20 protein-coding genes are annotated in these 23,968 nt (G+C 39.7%); 12 read left to right on the top strand and 8 right to left on the bottom strand.

Features of this window, described 5'->3' with window-relative positions:
* Position 1: 1 nt before the first annotated feature.
* The gene (locus K322_RS0104965; RefSeq protein WP_035331346.1) at positions 2–3,190 is read right to left on the bottom strand and encodes a SusC/RagA family TonB-linked outer membrane protein; all 3,189 of its coding nucleotides are present in this window, start codon (positions 3,188–3,190) and stop codon (positions 2–4) included.
* A gap of 614 nt (positions 3,191–3,804) precedes the next feature.
* On the opposite strand from K322_RS0104965, the gene K322_RS0104960 reads away from it, so the two are divergent.
* From K322_RS0104960 to K322_RS0104940, 5 genes are all read left to right on the top strand, one after another.
* Positions 3,805–4,269, top strand: coding sequence for a hypothetical protein (locus tag K322_RS0104960; protein WP_026625888.1), 465 nt, complete (start codon positions 3,805–3,807; stop codon positions 4,267–4,269).
* A 168-nt stretch (positions 4,270–4,437) separates the two neighbouring features.
* On the top strand, positions 4,438–8,262 hold the full coding sequence (locus tag K322_RS0104955) for an efflux RND transporter permease subunit (protein ID WP_026625887.1): 3,825 nt from the start codon (positions 4,438–4,440) through the stop codon (positions 8,260–8,262).
* Positions 8,263–8,275: 13 nt separating this feature from the next.
* Complete coding sequence (locus tag K322_RS0104950) at positions 8,276–9,745, top strand: TolC family protein (RefSeq protein ID WP_026625886.1); 1,470 nt, start codon at positions 8,276–8,278, stop codon at positions 9,743–9,745.
* A 14-nt stretch (positions 9,746–9,759) separates the two neighbouring features.
* Complete coding sequence (locus K322_RS0104945; RefSeq protein ID WP_026625885.1) at positions 9,760–11,430, top strand: efflux RND transporter periplasmic adaptor subunit; 1,671 nt, start codon at positions 9,760–9,762, stop codon at positions 11,428–11,430.
* A 36-nt stretch (positions 11,431–11,466) separates the two neighbouring features.
* Positions 11,467–11,850, top strand: a complete 384-nt coding sequence (locus K322_RS0104940; protein ID WP_026625884.1) for a heavy-metal-associated domain-containing protein — start codon at positions 11,467–11,469, stop codon at positions 11,848–11,850.
* An 83-nt stretch (positions 11,851–11,933) separates the two neighbouring features.
* Here the strand turns inward: K322_RS0104940 and K322_RS0104935 are convergent, their stop codons facing one another.
* Positions 11,934–13,523 carry a glycoside hydrolase family 43 protein gene (locus tag K322_RS0104935; protein WP_035331344.1) on the bottom strand — a complete coding sequence of 530 codons (1,590 nt, stop codon included), beginning with the start codon at positions 13,521–13,523 and terminating at the stop codon, positions 11,934–11,936.
* A 328-nt stretch (positions 13,524–13,851) separates the two neighbouring features.
* Between K322_RS0104935 and K322_RS0104930 the strand changes: the two genes are divergently transcribed.
* The gene (locus K322_RS0104930) at positions 13,852–14,136 is read left to right on the top strand and encodes a YciI family protein (protein ID WP_026625882.1); all 285 of its coding nucleotides are present in this window, start codon (positions 13,852–13,854) and stop codon (positions 14,134–14,136) included.
* A gap of 79 nt (positions 14,137–14,215) precedes the next feature.
* On the opposite strand, the gene K322_RS0104925 is transcribed toward K322_RS0104930, so the two are convergent.
* Together K322_RS0104925 and K322_RS0104920 are read right to left on the bottom strand one after the other, a co-directional pair.
* A complete protein-coding gene (locus tag K322_RS0104925) occupies positions 14,216–14,959 on the bottom strand; it encodes a NigD1/NigD2 family lipoprotein (protein ID WP_026625881.1) in 744 nt (247 codons plus the stop codon).
* Between the two features lie 120 nt (positions 14,960–15,079).
* The gene (locus K322_RS0104920; RefSeq protein WP_026625880.1) at positions 15,080–15,427 is read right to left on the bottom strand and encodes a winged helix-turn-helix transcriptional regulator; all 348 of its coding nucleotides are present in this window, start codon (positions 15,425–15,427) and stop codon (positions 15,080–15,082) included.
* 93 nt (positions 15,428–15,520) lie between these two features.
* On the opposite strand from K322_RS0104920, the gene K322_RS0104915 reads away from it, so the two are divergent.
* The gene (locus tag K322_RS0104915; RefSeq protein ID WP_026625879.1) at positions 15,521–16,120 is read left to right on the top strand and encodes a nitroreductase family protein; all 600 of its coding nucleotides are present in this window, start codon (positions 15,521–15,523) and stop codon (positions 16,118–16,120) included.
* An 11-nt stretch (positions 16,121–16,131) separates the two neighbouring features.
* Here K322_RS0104915 and K322_RS18615 read toward each other — a convergent pair whose 3' ends face one another.
* Both K322_RS18615 and K322_RS20145 read right to left on the bottom strand, forming a co-directional pair.
* Positions 16,132–17,073 carry a helix-turn-helix transcriptional regulator gene (locus tag K322_RS18615; RefSeq protein ID WP_051290642.1) on the bottom strand — a complete coding sequence of 314 codons (942 nt, stop codon included), beginning with the start codon at positions 17,071–17,073 and terminating at the stop codon, positions 16,132–16,134.
* Positions 17,074–17,208: 135 nt separating this feature from the next.
* On the bottom strand, positions 17,209–17,628 hold the full coding sequence (locus tag K322_RS20145) for a VOC family protein (protein ID WP_026625878.1): 420 nt from the start codon (positions 17,626–17,628) through the stop codon (positions 17,209–17,211).
* 166 nt (positions 17,629–17,794) lie between these two features.
* Here K322_RS20145 and K322_RS0104900 point away from each other — a divergent pair, with 166 nt between their 5' ends.
* A complete protein-coding gene (locus tag K322_RS0104900) occupies positions 17,795–18,229 on the top strand; it encodes a DUF3788 family protein (protein ID WP_026625877.1) in 435 nt (144 codons plus the stop codon).
* Between the two features lie 3 nt (positions 18,230–18,232).
* Positions 18,233–18,727 carry a 3'-5' exonuclease gene (locus K322_RS0104895; RefSeq protein WP_026625876.1) on the top strand — a complete coding sequence of 165 codons (495 nt, stop codon included), beginning with the start codon at positions 18,233–18,235 and terminating at the stop codon, positions 18,725–18,727.
* A gap of 10 nt (positions 18,728–18,737) precedes the next feature.
* On the opposite strand, the gene K322_RS0104890 is transcribed toward K322_RS0104895, so the two are convergent.
* Positions 18,738–19,262 carry a DUF2867 domain-containing protein gene (locus K322_RS0104890; RefSeq protein ID WP_026625875.1) on the bottom strand — a complete coding sequence of 175 codons (525 nt, stop codon included), beginning with the start codon at positions 19,260–19,262 and terminating at the stop codon, positions 18,738–18,740.
* Positions 19,263–19,355: 93 nt separating this feature from the next.
* Positions 19,356–20,366, bottom strand: coding sequence for a type I glyceraldehyde-3-phosphate dehydrogenase (gene gap / locus K322_RS0104885; RefSeq protein WP_026625874.1), 1,011 nt, complete (start codon positions 20,364–20,366; stop codon positions 19,356–19,358).
* Between the two features lie 450 nt (positions 20,367–20,816).
* Between gap and K322_RS0104880 the strand changes: the two genes are divergently transcribed.
* The 3 genes from K322_RS0104880 (at position 20,817) to K322_RS20140 (ending at position 23,928) form a co-directional block, all read left to right on the top strand.
* Positions 20,817–21,830 (top strand): GlxA family transcriptional regulator, encoded by a 1,014-nt coding sequence (locus K322_RS0104880; RefSeq protein WP_026625873.1) that lies wholly within the window; start codon positions 20,817–20,819, stop codon positions 21,828–21,830.
* 401 nt (positions 21,831–22,231) lie between these two features.
* Positions 22,232–22,813: a terminase small subunit-like protein gene (locus K322_RS0104875; protein WP_026625872.1), complete on the top strand. Its 582-nt coding sequence runs from the start codon at positions 22,232–22,234 to the stop codon at positions 22,811–22,813.
* Positions 22,814–23,034: 221 nt separating this feature from the next.
* The gene (locus tag K322_RS20140; protein WP_051290641.1) at positions 23,035–23,928 is read left to right on the top strand and encodes a DKNYY domain-containing protein; all 894 of its coding nucleotides are present in this window, start codon (positions 23,035–23,037) and stop codon (positions 23,926–23,928) included.
* The last annotated feature ends 40 nt before the right edge of the window (positions 23,929–23,968 follow it).

Here is a 23,968-nt window from a genome sequence, read left to right as displayed (position 1 = left end):
ATCAGAATCTTAGATTCACATTAAAACCATAGGTGCGTGTCGTTGGAAGAGACAAGCTTTCTACTCCTTGACCATTGCCTGTATTGAACGCTGATTCGGGATCGATATTCGGAGCATCTTTATAGATGAAGAATAAATTACGTCCGACAGCAGATACACTGGCTCCTTCCAAACCTATTTTTTTTACCAAACTGCGGGCAAATGTATATGTTACTTTTATTTCTCTGAATTTGATGTAAGATGCCTTATAAGTGAATGCTTCTGAGATATTATAAAGGGATTTGTAATAATCTTCTGCACTTGCGATAGTTGTATTTTTTTGACCATCGGCAGTAACTCCGTTTACTATAATTCCGTCTTCATATACAGTTTGTCCGTTTGGCGAAATTCCATCGGGAGCTAGAACTTTGCTGCTTCCATCTACGTAATAGTATAGACCGCCATGATCAGCGTCACGTCCTGGAAGGGTTGATTTCAAAACTCCGGTGTAAACTCCTGTTCTGTTTGTTCCCGAATAAATCTTGCCTCCGATACTTGCATCGATAAGAGCCGAAAGTTCTATGTTCTTATATGTGAAGGTATTGCTTAAACCTCCTGTCCATTTTGGGGTGTAATGTCCTAATATTTTATTCTGAGAATCTTTTACGGGTAAGCCTTTCGAGTCTACAACTATATTTCCGTCGCCGTCGCGCAGATAAGCACTACCATACAAAGTTCCGTATGCTTGTCCGACAGATGCGAGAACTTGAGTTGTTCCTGAAGATGCAATTTCGAAACTTGTTAATTTGCCTGCATCGTCGAGAATCTTTACTTCACTTTTATTTATCGCATAATTAAGTCCGATATTCCATTTAAAACTTTTTAGGTCTACAGGAACCAGATCTAACTGTATTTCGAGTCCTTTGTTGTTGATTTTTCCGGCATTCAGGATCTGGGTGGTGTATTCGCTTGATGCTGATGTTTTTACAGGTAGTATCTGATTGATACTGTTTGTATTGTATACCGCAACATCTAAATGTACGCGGTTTCCGAATAGACCCAGTTCAGCTCCGAATTCAGTAGATCTTGTTGTCTCCGGTTTTAGATCGGGGTTATTCTTAATCTTGGAAGATGTAAGAATCGGATTTCCGCCGAAATTTGTTTCTATATCATATACAGTAGCCAATTGATAAGGATCTGCATCACTACCTACCTCAGACCATCCTCCACGGATTTTTAAGAAGTCTAATACTGAACTTTTTATATCCAGAGCTTCGCTCAATACTAAACTTGCATTAACAGAAGGGTAAAAATAGGATCTGTTGCTGCGGGGTAGGGTCGAAGACCAGTCGTTACGGGCGGTAAGATTCAAAAAGGCAAATCCTTTGTAGCCTAATTGAGCTGAAGCATACGTACTGTATACCCGTTGTTTTGTATATGAATTTTTGGAGATTAGATCGTCTCTTGAATTTGTAAGTGTATATAAATCAGGTACGGCTAAGCGTGGAGCTTGTTGATAATTGTTCTCATACGTTTTATTTCTGATATTAAATCCGGCTAAAGCGTCCAGATTAAAATCAGCACTAAGCTCTTTCTTATAATTCAATATAGCCTCTGTATTATTCTCATTGATTGTATATCGGTCTTCTGCATAAGATCCGTAAGGAGTACCATTAGTTCCGTATTTGATTTTATATTTGCGGGCATCATTATAATAGTCAGTACCTGTGCGAAATCTGAAATCGAGACCCTCTGCTAAATTTACTTCGGCATGTATATCTCCGATTATCCGGTTTCTGTTTTGTTCTACGGTATTGTAGTTGGCTCGCCAGTAAGGATTACTGTAGTAACTGTTGTTCCAGTTATTTGTCCAGTCCTTTTTTAATTCTTTGGTATCAACTTGACGTCCGAACCATAAGAACTGCAACATAACACCCGCAGCCCTGTTACCCGAAGGTCCTCCGGGGAGATTGGGCACATCAGTTACAATGTAGTTGGCTGTTGCTCCGATCTTAATGCGTTTAGTCAACTGGTAATTGGTATTTAACGAAAAGTTGGTCTTTTTGATTTGAGTATTAGGTACTGTACCCTTCTGATCCTGATGGTTTACTCCTAAACGAAAATCGTACTTTTCGTCCGATCCGGCAATAGAAATACCATTGTCATAGGTAACACCAGTGTCGAAAAAATCTTTCACATTATCAGGATGAGCCACAAAGGGAACAGCTTCTCCGTTCGAAAAGAATTGGGGTATCAACCGTCCATCCATCTTTGGTCCCCAACTTTCATCCACACCATCATTTACGCCGCCGCCTTTACCGTCGACATAACTGAATTTTCCACTGGCACCTTGTCCGAATACATCCTGAAATTTAGGTAAAGTAGTCACCCTGGAAAAGCTGATACCCGAGTTAATGGTTACACCCAGACCTTTTTTACCTTTTCCTGACTTAGTCGTGATAAGTACTACTCCATGTGCTGCACGTGATCCATAAAGGGCAGCGGCATTAGGACCTTTCAAAACGCTCATTGATTCTATATCAGAAGGGTTCAGGTCGGCTATGGCATTTCTAAAGTCACGAGTTGCTCCACCTACCGAAAGCTGCGAGTTATCTACAGGAATACCGTCGACGATAAATAATGGATCATTACGACCTGCGATAGAAGTTTCACCTCGGATAACGATACGTGATGATCCCATATCTCCCTGAGAATTGGTAATACGTACTCCTGCCAGTTTTCCGGATAGGCCATTCAAAAGATTCGTTTCTTTATTACCCTCCAAGGCATCACTCTTAATCTCCTGAGTTGTATATCCCAGTGATTTTTTTTCACGGTTTATACCTAAGGCTGTTACTACAACCTCATTCAATACATTTACATTATCAGACAGAGTTATATCGAGTGGTTCTGCTGCATCATATACATCTACCTCTTGAGTACGGTATCCTAGAAAAGTGAAAACCAAAGTAACAGGCAGATTGTCTGTGATTTTTAAAGAGAAGTTTCCGTCAATATCTGTTACTGTATTTGTTTTAGATGAAGATTTCAGTATAACAGAAACTCCCGGCAATGGTTGTTTCTGACGGTCTACGACAACTCCCTTTATAATATTCTGGGAGAAAACTGCCAGGGGCAGTATGAATAGGATAAGGGTGAAGAACGCCCTGTACGCTATTCTGAATAGCGAATCAATAGTTATTTTCAGCATAATTATATAAGTGATTTTACTTGAACTAAATGGAGTTAATTTATTTTTTATTGAAAAAAAGATGGCAAAGCTTCAATACAGGACGATAATCACATGCACATTCGCATATTAGAGGAAGAAAGAATCAACTGACAATTTTTTAAATCTATTATTTCAAACGTGTCCTGATTGCCAAAAGGCAAATACGGGAGAATTTCTTTAACAAGAAAATAGGCTTTTTTACTTAATGCAAATTTCATAATTATAACCTTAATGTGTACGACTGTTCAAGGTCTCAGACCTGTTCGTTTACTATACAAAATCATTAAACACTAGCTGTTACTTAATATTCCTGTTTTGGATGTTTTAACTACAATGCAAAATAATCTAAAATTTAGAAACTAATACATACCGTACATATGGTATATTTAATGCCAGCCGTTTTGAAGAAGGAAGTATGGATGTGTAATGAGGTTTTGTCTGGACAGCTCAACAGAAGATTATCGAACTGTTTATTGCCATGCGGATTACTTTTCTAATCATTGGACAACATGCTTCCTTTAAGTATTTTTGTTATTTAATGTATAAAAAAAATACATACCTTTGAAGCATCTGAAGTATATAGGCTTAAGTTTATGAGACGGATTATATCAATATTTCTTTTACTGACAATGCTTGTTATGGGAGCACATCCTGTATTGGCTATGCATTTTTGTGAAGGTAAATTGTTTTCTGTCAATTTGACTGATACCCAACAGGGGCATTCATGCTGTGGAAGTATGTCCAAGATGGCAGAAGAAGACTGTGATAATAAATTACAAGCAAAGAAAGACATATCTTCAGTGTTTTCTTCAAATAAAGCAGGTTGCTGCGATTTCAGGCAAGTGAGGTTATCGACTGATGACTTTAATAACCAGCAGCACCAGTTTAACCTGAATAATATACAGCTGTCTTTTGACAATGTATGGATGGTTTTATATTCAGTTCTGAATTATTCCGGATCAGATTATTCGGTTACAACTCAACACATTTTTCCTCCCGGAGGTTTGAACAAGTTAAATATAGACTTGCTCACCTATATTTGCATCTATCGTATTTGATTTATTAGGCTAGGCTCTGGTAATATAGTTTATCAGTAAAAGTATTTAGGCTTTGACAGAACAGCTATTGTCGTTGTTTTGTTAAAGTTATATCTACTTCGCATATCCGTTTATGTTTGAGACATAAACATGAAATGAATTAACAAAATATTAAAAATACGACCAACTATGCTAAACAAAATTATTAAGTATTTTCTGAACAACAGGCTGATAACAATGCTATTGCTCGTTATTCTGATTGTTTGGGGATTATCAACAGCACCTTTCAACTGGCATGGAGGATTATTGCCTCGTGATCCGGTTCCGGTAGATGCGATACCGGATATAGGAGAAAATCAGCAGATCGTTGCCACCGAATGGATGGGACGTTCGCCTAAAGATATTCAGGATCAGATAACTTATCCTCTGACAACTTCTTTATTGGGTATCCCCGGTGTGAAGACTATTCGTAGTACCTCTATGTTTGGTATGTCTTTCATCTATATTATATTCGATGATAATGTTGAATTTTATTGGAGCCGTTCCCGTATTCTTGAGAAATTAAACTCTTTGCCTGCCGGAACACTTCCCGAAGGTGTTCAGCCCACTTTAGGACCTGATGCAACTGCTTTAGGTCAGATATTCTGGTATACATTGGAAGGGCGTAATCCAGAAACCGGACAACCGACAGGAGGATGGGATCCCGATGAATTGAGAACTATACAGGATTTCTATGCAAAATATTCCATATCATCTGCCGAAGGTGTTTCAGAAGTAGCATCCATCGGAGGATATGTTAAAGAATATCAGGTTGAAGTAAATCCCAATTCGATGCGAGCCTATAATGTATCCATTATGGATGTGATGAATGCTATCCAGAAAAGTAATCTGGATATAGGCGCGGAAACTGTAGAGATAAATAAGGCCGAGTATCTGGTGAGAGGATTGGGATATATCAAGAAAGTTTCCGATCTGGAAGAAGCTGTAGTCACTGTCCGAAACGGAGTGCCTGTTAAAGTTAAAGATGTAGCTTTTGTCAATTTAGGACCTGCTACCCGTAGAGGTGGTTTGGATAAAGAAGGAGTCGAAGCTGTAGGGGGTGTTGTGGTTGCCCGTTATGGTTCTAATCCGATGCAGGTTATACAAAATGTAAAGGATAAGATTAAAGAGATGGAAGCAGGTCTTCCACAGAAAACATTGGCTGACGGTGCAGTTTCTAAGGTAACGGTGGTCCCTTTTTACGACAGGTCGGGGTTGATACAGGAAACAATAGGTACGCTTGAAACGGCTCTGTCTCATGAAGTCCTTATTTGTATTATAGTGGTCATTGTGTTGGTTTTTAATCTGCGGGCTTCGGTTGTAATATCGAGCATACTACCCATTGCCGTACTTATGACGTTTATTCTGATGCGCTATCTGGGTATCGAGGCCAATATTGTAGCTTTGTCAGGTATTGCGATAGCTATAGGGGTAATGGTAGATGTCGGTGTCGTATTTGTCGAGAATATTATCCGGCATATGGAGGAAGAATCCAATAAAGGTGTAAGGAAAGGAAAAGCATTTATAGATCTTATATATAGAAGTGTAAGTGAGGTTTCGGGAGCACTGTCTACAGCAATGCTTACTACCATCATCAGTTTTCTTCCTGTATTTGCGATGGAAGCCCAAGAAGGTAAATTATTCAAACCTTTGGCTTATACGAAAACCTTTGCCCTATTATCGGCTTTCTTGCTTGGTATAGCTATGCTGCCGACATTGGCATATTATATTTTCTCATTCAAGATAAGTTCTAAACTTATTCGTAAAGCTGCGAATATAGCCCTTGTCGTGGGTGGAATAGTCCTGTTTATTCTGACTGGTATTGTGCCTGTTATAGGACTCAGCCTATTCGGATTGAACAATTTATTTGCCTATAAATGGAAGAATGATAAAATCCCGACTTACCTCAATGTCGGAATAGCTATTCTGATAGCAGTATATTATCTGACAATAGAATGGTTGCCGGTTGGTACTCAGGAAGGTATTCCCATTAATTTTATTTTTGTTGTTCTGGCTATTGCTGTTATACTGGGTATGCTGTGGGTATTGGTGCTTTATTATGAACGGATTTTACGATGGTGTCTTGCACATCGTTGGAAATTTATGATGATACCTGTTGTTACTGTTTTCTTTGGTTTGATTATCTGGATGGGATTTGACAAGACTGTCGGATTTGTAGCCAATGGATTTGAGGCTATAGGATGGAAAACATTCAGACAAACCGGTTTTTGGCAGGCTTCAAGCAACAGATTTCCGGGTATCGGAGAAGAATTTATGCCCAGTCTGAATGAAGGCTCTTTCCTTTTGATGCCTACAAGTATGCCTCATACCGGTATAGAGCAGAACCTTAGTTATATAGAAACGCTTGATAAACGTATTTCAAGTATTCCTGAAGTTGAAATTACTGTCGGTAAATGGGGACGTGTTAATTCGGCTCTTGACCCTGCACCGACTCAAATGTTTGAAAATACAATAAATTACCGTTCGGAATATATTCTGGATCAAAATGGGCATCGACAACGGTTCAAAGTAAACAGAAAGGGTGAATTCTTGCTTGCTAATGGCTCAACTTACAATCCCAAAAACGGATTCAGGCTTATTCCTGCGGATAGTCTTGTTATCGATAAAAACGGCGATTATTTCCGCCAATGGCGTCCTCAGATAAAGAAGACGGATGATATCTGGCAGGAAATTGTGAATGTATCACATATGCCCGGGCTTACTTCTTCTCCTAAATTACAGCCTATAGAAGCCCGTCTGGTAATGTTATCGACCGGAATGAGAGCGCCGATGGGTATAAAAGTATCAGGACCTGATCTCGAGTCTATAGAGAAAGGAGGTAAAGCTCTGGAAACAGCGTTGAAAGATGTACCATCGATACTTCCTTCCACTGTATTTTACGATCGTGCGGTGGGTGCTCCATATATTGAAATCAAACTGAACCGGGAGAATATGGCTCGGTATGGTATTACTGTTGCCGATCTTCAGGAAGTGATCGGTGCGGCTGTGGGTGGTATGCCTTTGACAACTACGGTAGAGGGACGTGAGCGTTTTCCTGTCAGACTGAGGTATCCCCGTGAACTGAGAGAAAACCCCGAAGAACTGTCCCGGCTTATTATTCCCACTGCCACAGGTGCACAGATACCTCTTAGCGAAGTGGCCGACATAGAGTATACCAAAGGTGCGCAAATGATACAAAGTGAAAATACTTTCTTGTTGGGGTATGTTATTTTTGATAAAGTTGCAGGTAAGGCCGAAGTTGAGGTCGTAAAAGAAGCAGATAAGTTATTGAAAGAAAAGATTGCTTCGGGTGAAGTGCAGCTTCCCAAAGGAGTTTCCTATAAGTTTGCGGGAAATTATGAACAGCAGGAACGTGCTGCAAATCGTTTGCTTATTGTAATACCATTGAGTTTGCTGGCTATTCTGCTAATCCTTTATTTCCAATTTAAAACGGTTACAGCGTCGCTGATTCACTTTTCGGGTGTTATAGTTGCTTTTGCCGGAGGATTTATTCTGCTTTGGTTGTATGGTGAGCCATGGTTTATGAATTTTTCGGTAGGAGGAAATAATCTGAGAGATATGTTCCAGATGCACCCCATTAATCTGAGTATAGCTGTATGGGTCGGTTTCATAGCTTTATTTGGTATCGCAACTAATGATGGTGTACTGATGGGGACTTATATACATGATACCTTTCTAGAAAGAAATCCTCATACTAAGGATGAAATAAGAGAAGCTGTTGTACATGCCGGATTAAGGAGGGTGCGCCCCGCAGCTATGACTACAGCCACTGCGTTGATTGCTTTACTGCCTGTGCTTACATCTACCGGAAAAGGAGCTGATATAATGGTGCCTATGGCCATTCCTACATTCGGAGGGATGCTTATCCAGTCTATGACTATGTTTGTCGTTCCCGTATTCCAGTGTTGGTGGAGAGAATCGGTTATCAAGAAACATGGAAGTATTAAAGAATAAAAAAACGAAGATTATGAAATATATCAGATTCAAATACTTAGCAGTATTACTTATAATGGTCATATCCGTTGCCAGTGCATTCGGGCAGGCGACAGATTCATTGAACTATTATCTGCAAATCGGAGCACAAAATAATCCCGGAGTGAAGGCCGACTTTTTGGCGTATAAAGCATCCTTGCAGAAAATACCGCAGGCAGGGGCTTATCAGGATCCTAATCTAGAGATGGGTTTCTTTCTCGAACCTATGGATATTATAGGCGGAAAGCAGGTTGCCGAATTTAAGCTGATGCAGATGTTTACTTGGTTCGGAACCAAAAAAGCTGCACAAACGGAGGCTGCTCATATGGCCAGAATGTCTTTCGAAAAATTCAGGGAAACAAGAGATAATCTTTATCTGGATATTTATACACAGTGGTATATCTTATGCAGCCTCCAGCAGCAACTGAATAATAATCGGGAGAACCGAGCTTTGCTGACTCAACTTGAAGAGTTAGCTATTCGTAAATTCTCATCACCTGTATCTGGTTCATCATCGGGGTATTCGCTTTCATCACCGATATCATCCACTGCCAATAATGTTTCTGGTGTGTCCGGAGGTGGTATGTCGGGAATGTCCTCGATGGGAGGAAGCGGTAATGTCTCCGCAAAATCTTCTCCGCAGGGTATGTCGTCTATGGGTGGAGGTTCGGCAGGAATGTCTTCCTCTTCTCCGGGTATGTCGGACGTATTGCGCGTTCAATTGGAAATAGTGGAAATAGATAATAATATAGCCAGTTTGCAGTCGGAGATAAAAGCCGAAAAAGCGAAGTTTAATACTTTGTTGAATCGGGATGTCGAAACCGAAGTTGAGATTCCCGAATCGTTTAAGCAAACTCCTTATCTTTTCGATGGAGAGTCTGTAATGGCTAAAATTGAAAACCAGAATCCGATGCTTGGCATGATAACCGAGGAGGGACTGGCTTACAAAGCAAAAGGAGAGATGGACAAAAAAATGAGTTATCCGATGTTCGGGATAGGAGTACAGTATATGCTTAATAAAAAGACGGATGAGTCTATGCTTGTGATGGGTGATATGAATGGTAAAGATATGATCATGCCGATGGTATCTGTCAGTATTCCCCTGTACCGAAACAAATACAAAGCTCAGCAAAGGGAGAGTAAATTGTGGTGGCAGTCGAGCCGTGAAAAATACGATAACACCCGCAATGCTTTGGAAGCTGAATTGTATAAGACCAAACATTTATTGGACGATGCAGGCCGTAAGGTAGATTTGTATAAAAAGCAGGAAGAGCTAGCCAAAACAACGTACAATCTGATTGTGCAGGAGTTTGTTTCGGGAAAAAGTGATCTTACCAATGTGATACAGGTACAAAGGCAGCTCCTCGACTATAAGTTGAAAGGAGCCGAGTCGATAGCTAGCTATAATACAATGGTCGCTTCTATTGAGAAATTAATTTCATCGAAAAAAGATACAGAACAATAAAATAACTACATATTATGGATACGAATAAAATAAAGGAAGTGTTCAGAAATAATTATATAAGATACGGGCTTATCCTCTTAGTTGGAATTCTCTTAGGATGGCTGATTTTTTCGGGAGGTTCTAAGGGCATGCAGGCTGCAGATCATTCGGAACATAGCCATGAGGCGACTACCGCCGAAAATGGAAAGCAAATATGGACATGCGCAATGCACCCACAGATAAAAATGGATAAACCGGGTAAATGCCCTATCTGCGGAATGGATTTGATTCCGTTGAAGACCACGGGATCGGGAGGTACAGCTGTTGATCCGGATGCCATACAAATGTCGAAAGAGGCGGTAGCCTTGGCGAATATACAAACGACTGTAGTTAGTAAACAAAATCCGGTGAAAGAAGTGAGACTCTATGGAACAGTACAGGCTGACGAACGTTTATCTCAATCTCAGACTTCTCATGTCAACGGGCGTATAGAAAAGCTGTTTGTGAATTTTACCGGAGAAAGCGTGCATCAGGGACAGACTATTGCCACTATTTATTCGCCCGAGTTATTGAGTGCGCAGCAGGAATTACTTGAGGCAGCGAAAATGCAGTCTGTCCAGCCTGTATTATTACAGGCGGCAAGAGAAAAGCTCAGGCTATGGAAACTTACCGATGACCAGATTTCGAGGATAGAGCATTCGGGAAATGTTTCGCCCTATGTGGATATAAAAGCAACCACAAGTGGTGTTGTCGTAGGTAAGAAAGTAAGTCAGGGAGATTATGTTAATCAGGGAAATGTATTGTTTGACGTTGCCAACTTTTCGAGAGTATGGGTTATGTTTGATGCTTACGAGTCGGATCTTCCTTTCTTAAAGGTAGGGGATAAACTTGAATATACACTTCAGGCATTACCCGGAAAAACATTGTCTGGAAATATTGCTTTTATTAATCCTATATTAGATCCGGTGACACGTACAGTCAAGGTACGTATCGAAACTGCTAATCCCGGTATGCAGTTAAAACCTGAGATGTATGCCAATGCTGTTATTAAATCGCCGCTGAAGCAATATAATAATCAGATCGTGATACCTAAGTCTGCCGTTTTGTGGACGGGTAAACGTTCTATTGTTTATGTAAAGCAGCCTAGAACAGAGACCCCTGCATTTATGTTGAGGCAGATAGAATTAGGGCCATCTTTGGGTGATTCTTATGTGGTTGTTGCAGGGATAAATGACGGGGATGAAATTGTTACCAACGGGGTGTTCTCTATTGATGCAAGTGCACAGTTAGAGGGTAAGCGCAGTATGATGAATGAAGAATCATCCCGTCCCGTAACAGGGCATGAAGGGCATAATATGAATGCCGGCGGAATGAAGATGGATGAACATGCACATCATGAGATGTCGTCGATGTCGGGTGGTATGTCTTCAAAAGCATCAGAGAAATCAACTCATACGATGATTTTGGTGCAGGGGAAATGCGAGATATGCAAAGACCGTATAGAGAAGGCTGCAAAGTCGGTGAAAGGTGTATCTTCTGCTAATTGGGATCAGAAAACCAAGCAATTGCATCTGAATTTTGATCCTGCTCAGACTTCAGTTGATGCTATAAGCAAAGCTGTGGCTAAAGCCGGACACGATACTGATAAATATAAGGCAGATAATGCAACATATAATGCGCTGCCATCTTGTTGTAAATACAGATAATAATAACTTTATAAGAATGTTTAAATTAAGACGAAAATGAAAAAGATTTTTATTGTAACAATGATTTTAGGAACTTTCCTGTTTGCCGCATGCGGTCAGGGAAAAACAGAAAAACAAGCTGAACAGGAAACCGCTTCAATGGAAACCGCAAAAGGGGAAGAACATGCTATGCTGGGGGTACAAGGCAAGTGCGAAATGTGTCAAGAACGTATAGAAACTGCAGCTAAAAGCGTGAAAGGAGTTTCTATGGCACATTGGGATGTGGATAAAAAGGAACTTCATCTGAATTTCGATCCTGCCCAGACTTCGGTTGATGCTATCAGCAAGGCTATTGCTAAAGCCGGACATGATACAGACAAAGATAAAGCGGATCAGGCAGCGTATGATGCTTTACCTGATTGCTGTAAATATCGGTCATGATGTATTGGATGTGGTAAAAGTAAAGGCTTAATCTGTCAGATTAAGCCTTTGCCATGTTATTTAAATCGAGAGACAATTCTTTGTTATAAACGGTAGTCAAACCAATCGAAATAAGCTTTGGCTTTGCTTGATTTACCGTTGGATGAAGTATATAACCCGATCATTACTCCCGTAAATCCTCCTGCGACCTCAGTACTTAGATAACGGGTATCTAACCGACCGAGTTCTTTTTCTTTTGAACTTTTCGGGTCTGATATATAAAAGGAGTATTGAGAAGGGGTACCTGTTATTTTCATCTGTATCTGATTACCTGATACTTTTTCTTCGGCTGCAATGTATGACTGAGATCCAAGGCGGACACGTAACTGAACAATAAACTCTTTGCCGGACTTCTTCAATATAAAATCATAATGATGTGTATTATTTTGTATCAGAGTCATTCCTGCTTCTTCATTATCTGTCGACGAATCCAACATTAGCAGGGTAGAAGCTGTGAAATCGTGTTCGGTCTGTCTTCTGCAAATCATAGATACAGATTCTGTTTGATCTAAAGTATAAGGTGACGAACTGATCCTTAAGTACCCTTTCTTTTCCGTCAATGAATAGTTGTCTTTTATGGGATTTCTGAGGTACTGCCATTCAAACCCGAGTTTGTCTCCGTTGAAATCAGTTCTTTCAGGTGCTTTTTCGACCGGAAAAAGCGGCAATGTCGGAACTTCCATATTTAGAGAAACAGTTCCGTTTCCGTTTACCTGCGGCCATCCGTTTTTAGGCCAGTCCACAGGAGCCAGAAATGTCTCCCGTCCTAAGATATGATAATATGCCCATTGGTGAGTCACTCGAAAACCAAGAAAGACCATCCACCACGATCCGTCTTTGGCTTGAACAAGGTCGGCGTGTCCGACACCCTGTATGGGGTTCGACTGCCCTTTTCTGTTGGCATGTGTGAGTATCGGATTCAGCGGGCATGATTCGTAAGGCCCGTAAATATTTTTGCTGCGTCCTATTGTAGCACTGTGCATATATTCCGTACCTCCTTCTCCTAATAAGAGATAATAATATCCATCTTTTTTATAAATGTGGGGAGCTTCGGGAAAACGTCCTCCTATACCGCCCCAAACAAGAGTTTCGGGTCCTATAACTTTTCCTGTTTTGATATCTATTTCGGTTACACGGATGCCTTCATCTCCTTGTGTCACAAAATAAGATTTGCCGTTTTCGTCCCAAAAGATGTCGGGATCGATACTTTTTATGTCTACCCAGATCGGTTCGCTCCAAGGACCGGCAGGGTCTGTGGCTGTACAATAGAAATTGCCGCCTGCCGAAACATTCGTGCAAATGACATAAAATAGACCATCGTGATACCGCAGTGATGGAGCAAACAATCCTCCCGATGAGGGCACCTGATGCAGCGGAAGTTGAGAATCACGGGTCAGGCAATGACCTATTTGTTTCCAGTTTATGAGGTCTTTACTCTGATAAATAGGTAATCCCGGAAAATATTCGAAGGAAGAGGTTACCAGATAGAAATTATCGCCTACTCTGCACACACTCGGATCGGGATTAAACCCCGGTATCACGGGATTTTTGTATCCGCTTTGTCCGTGTAATGAACCCGAAAAACAGCATATTGTTATAATGCTCATCAGCAGAATGATTTTACATAATCTCATTTGTGTTTCTTTTAAGTTAATAATATAATGTTATGTTTTATTATCAATGCCTTATCTTGGTGAAGATATCTCCGAAAGACAAACTTACACAAATAAAGTGATAATTTTATCCTCTCATTGTTGTTGCTGGTGGTATGTCTTTCGAATATAAAGTTTATTGTGAAAAAGGAATCTTATGGTGATTGTAAGTGTTTTATTATCTAGTATTTATGGGTAGTCCTTGCTTTTGTTGTCTTTAAGTTTTATGATATGAAATTATAATACTAAGTTTGATAGAGAATAGGAGAGTAAAGTCTTCCTTTGCATTTATCTTTAAAACTTAACTGTTATGTTTATTTTTACTTTGACTTATAAGAAACCGTTGTCGGAAGTTGAAAAATATTTGGAGGAACATTGTGTCTATTTAGACCTGAACTATAAAGCCGGAAATTTTATCGCTTCGGGGAGGAGAGAACCTCGTACCGGAGGTGTTATTATTTGTAAAGTCGAAACCAAAGATGCGGCTTTGGATATAATGAAAGCCGACCCGTTCTATATAAATGAGATTGCTGAATACGATGTTATCGAGTTTATACCTTCGAAATATGCCGATGGTTTTGAACAGTTTATCTGATTTCAGAAAGTACAGGTATTGATCTAAAATAAAAAAGGAAACCATCTGGTTTCCTTTTCTTATATGAAGTAATATGCAATTATTTTAACGTTAACACGCTGCGTTGAGCAGTTATAGATGCTTTAGCAGGTGTTGTTGATTTTCTTGTACAATAGTTAAACTCAGTCGATTTGTCTCCACTGAATGATTTCCATTTCAGTTTTAGCTTTACAGTTTTTCCTTTCGTGTCAGGAAGGGTGTTCAGGTTGAAAGCCACCAAACCGTCTCCTTCAACCCCGTAAGTATCGCCATACGCATTGTGTCTGAATTCGACTTCGTAAGGATTCTCCGGATTTGAAGTGCTTATTAGGTTGACTAAATGAGATTTACTGAGGTTTCCGTACACCGTTCTGAAACGGAGGGTCAGATAGCCGTCTTCTGCGATTGTCACCCAGTCGTTAATTATTTCCACGGGATCGGTGCCATATATGCTGTCATTTTTAGTTGCACCCAAATCGGGAGCAATAGGTTTAGTAAGTATACTGTCTATCCAATTGATATAAACAGCCTTGCTGTAGCCTTCTTTCTGATCGTTTGTTTCGCTGTAGTTGACAAGGGCTCTGGTCTCTTTGTTTCCGAAAGGAAGAGATTTCATATTTGTAGGCAATAGTGTTGTACTGTCATCTAACTGCAGAAAGAATGAGTTGTCATTGATCGGCTTTACAGTCACCAATGCGTTGGGATAACGGAGATCCCAGTTATTATCATCATCCAGACAAGATTGAAAGGTCATGGAAATGTATGTGACACTCATGATCATTAAAATAAATCGAAACGTCTTCATAGTTCTAATATCTAGTGTGTTTATTAATTATACTACTTATTTCTAAGATGAATAAAGTTTAATAAAAGTTGCACTGTTGTATGATAAAATATATTAAAATAGAATAAGTTAAATTTACTTTTATCCTTCGATAGTTACTTTACTGTGTATATCAGCTGCTTTCTTTCCCCACTCTGATATAGCATACAAAAGGGGGATGAGGGTTTTACCGAATTCGGATAGTTCATAATCGACTTTCAGCGGAGGTTTGCTGGTGTGTACCGTTCTTATTATCAGACCGTCTTCTTCCAGTTCTTTTAATTGGAGACTAAGAGTACGTTCTGTTACCATCGGTATGTCTTTTCTTAATTCGCTGTATCGTTTTTTTTCGATAAGATGAATTAATATCACAGTTTTCCACTTGCCTCCTATGTATCTCATAGCCAGACTCGTGCTGCATGGGAATTCTTTGTTGTCGATGCAATACATTATACTATCATTTTTGACCGTTCTTGCAAAGATAAAATACTATACTTATGTTTGCAACTATAAATAGTATAGTTTAATTAAAAATTATCAGATATGAACTTTTTAGATTTATCAAAGAGCCGCTACACAACGAAAAAGTATAATCCGGAGTTGAAAATTTCGGAAGAAAAGATTCAACAATTAAAAGAAATACTAAGGCTTAGTCCTTCGTCCATAGACAGTCAGCCTTGGAAATTCACATTCGTTTCCGACAAAGCCCTGAAAGCAAAATATGCGGAAGTATCTTTTTTTAATGAACACAAGGTAAAAGACGCCAGCCATTTGGTGATATTCAGTGTGATAGATGATATCTCGAAATTTGAAACGCAGATAGAAGAAAACCTTCCGGAAGGATCTGTCGGTTATTATAACAAGAATCTGAAACCCCAGCCCGAAAGTGCTGTTAAATCATGGATGGCACATCAGGTATATCTTTCTTTGGGATTTTTTCTTGCAGCTTGTGCTTCTATGGATATAGATTCTACTCCGATGGAGGGGATTGATATAGACGGATATACTAAAATTTTAGATGAATCCGGTTATAAACCGTTATTTGCAGTTGCTATCGGATACAGGAATCCTGAAGATAGCAACCAGCCATCAATAACACCAAAATCACGCTTGAATATTGATCGAGTGATCGAATCTCGTTGATATGTAAGAGGTTATTGCGATTCGTAATGCCTTTGTATGATTTGGGCTGCAATGGTCTTTAATTCTTCAGGGTAAGTGATCAGGGCTATGTCCATGTATGATAAGTACCAGCGAGCCAACCGCTCTAATGAGAAAGTCATGAAATGCAGTTCGGTTATCTTTTCTTTCTGAGTTTCAGATACCAGACCTTGATAGTATTTGCTGTCATCGATATGAGGCAGGTCATCAGTCTTGACACAGATGACCGCTTTGTGTAAATCGGTCTGATCTTTGAGGTCTTTTAAGAATGAATCCAAAGGAGGATGTTCTTTTTTTATCGGGAGCCCTGTCGGTTTGATCAATTTAATCCGATTTACTTTAAATGTTCTGTAATCGAGTCTTTCATTGCAAAAAGCTATAAAATACCAATTGGCCATCGAAAAGAATATTCCGATAGGGTCGACTATCCGCACCGTTTCTTCGTGTTTGCTGTGGGAGAGGTAGCTGAGTTCTATTTTTTCATGTTTTGAGATGCTGTCCAGTAACAGTTGCAATCGGTCTTGGGACGACAGGTATAGAGGTGTATTGAAATCGAGATGCCCGATTTTATCATCTATTGAGCTGATAGTTTCCTTTTCGGACAGACGCATTACTGCTCTGATCTTGCTGACACCCGATTGATAGCCTTTGCGTAATCCAGCATCTGTGAATTTATCGACAAGCCTTTCGGCCGCTAAAAATGCGAAAGCTTCTTCCTGTGTAAACATCAATGGGGGAAGTTTAAATCCGTCTACGAGTGAATAGCCCGAACGGGAGTCTCCAGCAATCGGGATTCCGGCTTCTTCCAATGCTTTGATATCCCGGTACATTGTACGGATGCCTATCCCGAAGCGTTGGGTAATCTGCTTGGGTTTTACTCCGACGGATGATTGCAGCATAACGAGTATTGCCGATAATCGGTCTATTCTGTTCATAAGTAGATATTTGAGACAAATATAAATATAAGATTCGGCAGAAAGCAAGGTCTCAGACCTTTTTATTACTTGTCAGTAAACAAGATAAATACTTTCTGCCCGATCTTAAGGTTTCAAATTTTTTTATAATCTTGCTTATGCAGAATAACCTTCGTCAGTAACCATAATAAGCCACGGTATACCGTATTTGTCGGTGATTTCTCCTATACCATCGCAGAAAAAAGTTTTTTCGAAAGGCATGGTAACCGTTCCGTTTTGAGCGAAAATGTCGAAAACCCTTTTACATTCGGTAACTTCCTGAAATACCAGAACCAGCTTGTTATTATTGCCTGCGATCACTTCCTGATCCGAATTGGCATCTTCTCCTGCAAGCTCGAAATGAGGGGTCTTGATAACCATATGAGAGATGCGATCTTTATCAGCATCGGCCACAATGGAGTCTTCTTCGTCTTTTTTATGGAAAACAAAATCTATCTTTCCATTCAGAGTTGTACTGTAAAATGTCAATGCCTCTTTGCATGTTCCCGGAAATACCAAGTGAATTTTTAGTTTCATACCTTTTTTTTGTTTTTATGTCTTTATATAATTAACGAGAGCAAATGTAGGGTGGGGTAGTGACAACCCTATGTCGCGGTTTTTCGGAAAAAGAAGATTTGTTGATCTGATTCCTTGTCTTTACATTTGTACTTGTTGCGGATGTGTAATTTAAACCTTAGATCGTATGTCACCGGAAAAAGCGTTACAGTTGTTCAGGGACGAAAATATTGAGCCCGTATTGCCTGTTTTAGAGGCTGTTTTGAGTAAAGAACTTTATGGAGTTTATCTTCATTTGATGGAAATAACTCAATCCGATTTGGATTTGCAGCCCGAATGGAGGTATTACAAAGATGGCAAAGCCTGGCTGTGTAAGTTTGTCTATAAGAAAAAGACTATTTTGTGGCTGTCGCTCTGGGAAACATATATAAAGGTGAGTTTTTATTTTACAGAAAAGACCCGTGATGGTATTTTTAATTTGAGTATTGATGAGTCTTTAAAAGCAGATTTTCGAAATACAACTCCTATCGGAAAATTAATCCCTTTGATTCTGGATATCCGTAAGGATGAACAACTTTCGGATTTTGGGGTAATTATAGAATATAAGAAAAGTTTAAAATAGTTTATGTTACGTGATTTTGCAGCCATAGATTTCGAAACGGCCAACGAACAGATGTGCAGTATTTGCAGTGTGGGAGTTGTAGTTGTGAAAGATGGGCATATTTCGGATCGTTTTTATCGTTTGATACAACCCGAACCCAATTATTATAAATACGGGAACAGTATGGTACATGGGTTGACCTACGAAGATACAAAAGATGAGGCTGTGTTTTCGAAAGTCTGGACAGAAGTGCAACCCCTTATCGAAGGTTTGCCCCTTGTCGCTCACAATAAAGGCTTTGATGAGTCGTGTCTGAAGGCGGCATTCAGAACTTACGGAATGGATTATCCCGATTATCGTTTTTACTGTACGTTGGCAGCTTCCCGCCGTTTGTTGAAGTATCTACCCAACCATCAATTGCAGACAGTTGCAGCCGACTGCGGATATATACTAACTAACCATCATCATGCATTAGCTGACGCTGAGGCTTGCGCCGAGATTGCCTTGCAGCTTTTATAATACACTTGCCCTATTTTTTCCTGATCTGCTCTATTATATTTTCTAACGAACCTTTTACTATTAGCTTGTGAAAGGGCTTTACCGGAAGAAAATAAGCTTTCCCCAATAAGTTATTGAATCTTACGACCGTTGTTATGCTTATTCTTTTATTATCGGGATTGGTATCAGGATCTAACAATAAAGACACTTTGAAATTGAGGTGTTTATCATTCTCTCCTAAAATGATTTCATTATCCGTCTTATCGAATATTTTGAAAATGCCGTGTTGGCTGCCCGGCTCATAATTTTCAGATTGTTGAGGTAGAGTGTCTTCGGATGTTTTGAGTCCAAATGGTTTTACTATTTTGTCTCTTAGGCTCATTAGCCATCCTGCCCAACCAGGCCCGCATGTTATAAATAGTTTCATGATTTCGTTAATGCCATACTCGTTGTCCGGATCCGAAAAACATGTAGAAAAAGAATCTATATAATTGAAAGGTTCATTTTGTTTTCTGAGAATAGAAGAATCCGGAATAGTCGATTTCTGGGTGATCATTTTGCTTGAGTTTACAGGTTGTTTGTAAAGATACAAAAAGGGGACTATATTTTGTTTATATAATCCCCTATTGGTTAAGAGCAAAAGAATCTTTTATCCGTTTATCCGTTTCATGGTAGCAATGGAATCAAGAACTTTACAAGAGAATCCCCATTCGTTATCGTACCATGCGACTACTTTTACAAAAGTAGGACTGATCTGTATTCCTGCTTTTTCGTCGAAGATGGCGGTATTGGAGTTTCCTATCATATCAGATGATACCACATCGTCGGCAGTATAGGCGAGATAACCTTTTAGCGAACCTTCGGATGCTTCTTTCATTGCTTTACAGATTTCGGCATAAGTAGTTTCCTTTGACAGGCGGGCTGTCAGGTCAACTACTGACACATCGAGAGTTGGTACTCTGAATGACATTCCGGTTACTTTTCCATTCAATTCAGGTATGACTTTACCTACGGCTTTTGCGGCTCCTGTTGTTGATGGAATAATATTTCCGGATGCGGCACGTCCTCCACGCCAGTCTTTCATGGATGGCCCGTCTACCGTTTTCTGTGTTGCGGTTGTAGAGTGAATGGTACTCATCAGAGCTTCTTCTATCCCGAATTTATCATTCAGAACTTTAGCTACTAATGCCAGACAGTTGGTTGTACATGATGCGTTGGAAATGATTTGAGTTCCTTTTGTATATTTATCATCATTTACACCCGGAACAAACATCGGTGTGTCGTCTTTAGATGGACCTGACATAACTACATATTTAGCTCCTGCTTCAATATGTCCCTGCGCTTTTTCTTTTATAAGGAATAAGCCTGTTGATTCGACAATATATTCGGCTTCTATTTCATTCCATTTCAGGTTTGCCGGATCTTTTTCTGCTGTAATACGTATTTCGTTGCCATTAACTATCAGTTTACCGTCTTTGGTGCTGATCTCTCCTGTAAACTGTCCGTGAATACTATCGTATTTTAACATGTATGCGATATATTCTACATCGAGCAAATCATTTATTCCTACTATTTGTATATCGTTCCTGCTTTGAGCAGCACGAAATACTAAACGTCCGATACGTCCAAAACCATTAATACCTACTTTAATTGCTTTCATAATGAATTGGTTTTTAGATTAAACATCTTAAGGTCTCAGACCTTTTTTATTATTTTGGTAAGTATAAAAGTCATAGTCTGTTATAAACTTTAAATATGTCATTAAATACTTGCTGTTACTTAGAGCTTGTTTAAATTTCAGCGAAAATTATCATTAAAGGCTCTTCAACCTAATTCTTAGCTGCTTTTTTCTGCTCTTGTGAGTCTATTTTTCTCTTTGTCTTCTTGGTTTAGCCCGCTAAACCTGTAAAAACAAAGCAAAAAATCCATCTCACAACTGCTATAAAAAAGCTTAGCTATAAAATTTAAACAGACTCTTAATTTTTTTTTGTTCAACAAAGGTACATTATATAATTGTTGTCTGAAATGACAAAAAATATGCAATTTCTGCCAATTGTGCTTATGTCCTAAAATTTAATATATATATTTAAGTGTTGAAATAGAAAAGATTATGGATAGGAGAATAGAAACTAAGCATATTGTAATACTCGTTCCTGCGGGTTCTACATTATTAACAACAGTCGGGCCTCTGGAAGTGTTCGCTAAGTCTATCGAACAATTTGATATTGTACGTAAGAAAGTGAATTTCAGATATGAAACTCATGTAGTGTCGATGGGACAGGAAAAAATGATTGAATCTTCTTCGGGATTATCCATTCTGAGTGAGGGCAGTTATGAGGAAATCGACTATCCTGTAGATACCCTTATAGTCACAGGATTGGCTCGATATATGGGAGACGAATCGAAAGAAAAGATGATCGAATGGCTGAGGCTTAAGTCGGGTTCTATACGCCGGATCTGTTCGGTTTGTTCGGGTGCGTTTGTTCTTGCTGAGACCGGACTGCTTAATGGTAAAAAAGCTACAGCCCACTGGTCAAAGAATGAAGAATTGAGCCTGATGTATCCTGAGATAGATGTGCAAATAGCCCGTATTTTTATCAAAGACGGAAAAATGTACACTGCCGCGGGTATTACTTCAGGTATGGATTTGGCTTTGGCTTTAATTGAAGAGGATCTGGGACAGGCATTTGCATTGCATGTTGCCCGTTGGCTGGTTCTGTTCTTGAAGCGTCCGGGCAATCAGTCACAATTCAATACTTATATGGATTGTAAAAAGATCGGAAATCCTGCTATCCGCCGGGTTTGTGAATGGATATTGGAACATTTGCGGGAAGACCTCGTTGTTGAGGATCTGGCTGAATATGCAGCCATGAGTCCTCGCAATTTTGCTCGTGTTTTTGTTCGTGAGCTGCGAATAACTCCTGCGAAATATATAAATCGCCTTAGAGTAGATAATGCTTGTCAGCATTTGATTGAAACACAAATGTCTCTGGATGAAATAGCCGATTGTTGCGGCTTGAAAACAGCCGAGAATCTTCGCCGCCAGTTTCTCAGCCTGCTGGAAATAAGTCCGGCACAGTATCGCAAGAATTTTCAATCATCGTGGTGTGATCTTGCCGTGTAAGGTTGTAGGCTGACGCACGCTTTCGCTTTCGCCACCCAACAAAAGGGTATGTGCCCCCGTCAGGCTCTCGACATCGGCGGAAACCCGGGGTGCCCGCTGCACGAAGAAAGCGTTAAAAGACAAATAGATATCAGCGATAATCATGTTTATTTGTCTTAGCTTTCGAGGAACTAGGTGGTACCTGGTAATAAAAGGGTCTGTGACCCTCGGGATGAAGACGCAATCTTGATTTTTGTTTCGTTTTGCATCAAGGAAAAATGAAAAATAAACCCCGAAAGGGTGCGTTAGGAAATAGCGAAACCTGAAAGTATAATCTTAAAGAATATTTTTTTACGGATTGCAAATGAGATACCAGCCTGTTTTCTGAAATTTTATCTATAAGGAAAAAACACTTTATAATTATGGCAAAATACACAGAACAACTAGGCAAGAAAATAGCAGACGCAATAGAACAGGATGAATATACATTGAGTGAAATCTGCGCGATGTACAGCATCAGCCGTAAAACATTTTATCAGTGGGTACGAAAGTACTCCGATTTCAAGGAAATGATAGATGATGCCCGTGCAGGTCGTGACGAAAGGTTGGCTCAAAAAGCCCGAAAAATCCTTAAACAAAGATTAGAGAACGGCTATACCGTAACTACAACCCGTTATAAATATGCCGTAGACGATTGTGGTGAGATATATCTGACCGGAAAAACGGTAACCATGAAAGAATATTCAGCAGACGAAAAGACCTTGAAAATGGCGATGGCTAAAGAGGGAGAAATTGAAGAGAAGGTAGAAAATATTCGTGTACCGTGGGAAATCATAGTTCTGAATCAAGAGGCAGCGGATCAACTTCAATTCTTACAAGACAATGGCAGTGGTAATTTCACGGAAGAAGAAATGAAAGAAAGACGAAAAGCACTCAAAGTCAAGTCTGATTCCCCGGAGGCGGAGACAGCCTTTGATGCTTACGATCCCACACTCGACAGGTGATGAGTCAATATGCTAATGCATTAATGAGAGAATAAAGTAACAATAAAAAGTACAAGTTAAGAGTAACTTTTGTTACCTTTTAAGGATAAGATATTATATTTGAGTTTAAGTTAAGCAGCATACATAAATGAACGTATTTAATGACGTATTTTCAAGTAATAACAGATTGTTGCTTTAATCAATAAATAGGTTTTGACCTTAAAAATTTAAATAAGCATATTATGGGAAAGATAGTATCCTTTTATATTTCCGGATTATTATTGATCATGCCATGCGTATTGTCGGCTAATACAGGTAATGTAGTAAAGATAGAGATGCAGCAGCCTGAACGGGTCATACATGGTGCAACCGTTTTGGGTGGTGGCTATGCTAAAGATGGAGCCCGTGTATATTATAAAGGAAAGGAATTGAAAGATGCTTCTGCTTCTTCGTTTGTATATCTGGGTGATGGCTATGCCAAAGACTCGTGGCGGGTATTTTATCGGGGATGGCAGGTCGAGAATGCTTCATCATCATCTTTTCAATGTATGGAGGACGGTTATGCCAAAGACTCATGGAGAACGTATTACCGAGGAGAGGTTTATGATAAAAGTTCATCGGTGAAACCGTTGGGCGGCGGATATAGTAAAGATTCATGGACTGTCTTCTATCGGGGACAGAAGGTTGAAGAAGCTTCGGCATCGTCATTTGAGTATCTGGATGATGGCTATGGTAAAGATCCTTGGAGCGTTTTCTATAAGGGGAGGAAAATTAGTGATGCTTCATCATCTTCTTTTCAGTGCATGCGTGACGGTTATGCCAAAGATGCCTGGAATACCTTTTATCGGGGTGAAAAAGTAGATGGTTCGTCATCGTCATCTACAAAAAATCTGGGAGGCAATTATACAAAGGATACCTGGACTGTCTTCTATAAAGGGCAAAAGATAGAGGATGCTTCTTCATCTTCTTTCGAATACCTTGGTGGCGGCTACGCCAAGGATACCTGGAGAGTATATTATAGGGGAATGGAAGTCAAAGGGGCTTCGTCTTCGTCATTCCAATACATGAGGGACGGTTACGCCAAAGATACATGGAATGTCTATTTCGAAGGACGGATTTCCTCAGACCGATTCTAAGGTCTCAGACCTATTTATTGACTTCGCAAGTATAAAAGTA

This window comes from Indolivaga capnocytophagoides DSM 22835 (assembly GCF_000426485.1).
Lineage (GTDB): Bacteria > Bacteroidota > Bacteroidia > Bacteroidales > Dysgonomonadaceae > Dysgonomonas_A > Dysgonomonas_A capnocytophagoides.
This window is presented reverse-complemented; position numbering and strand designations above follow the sequence as displayed.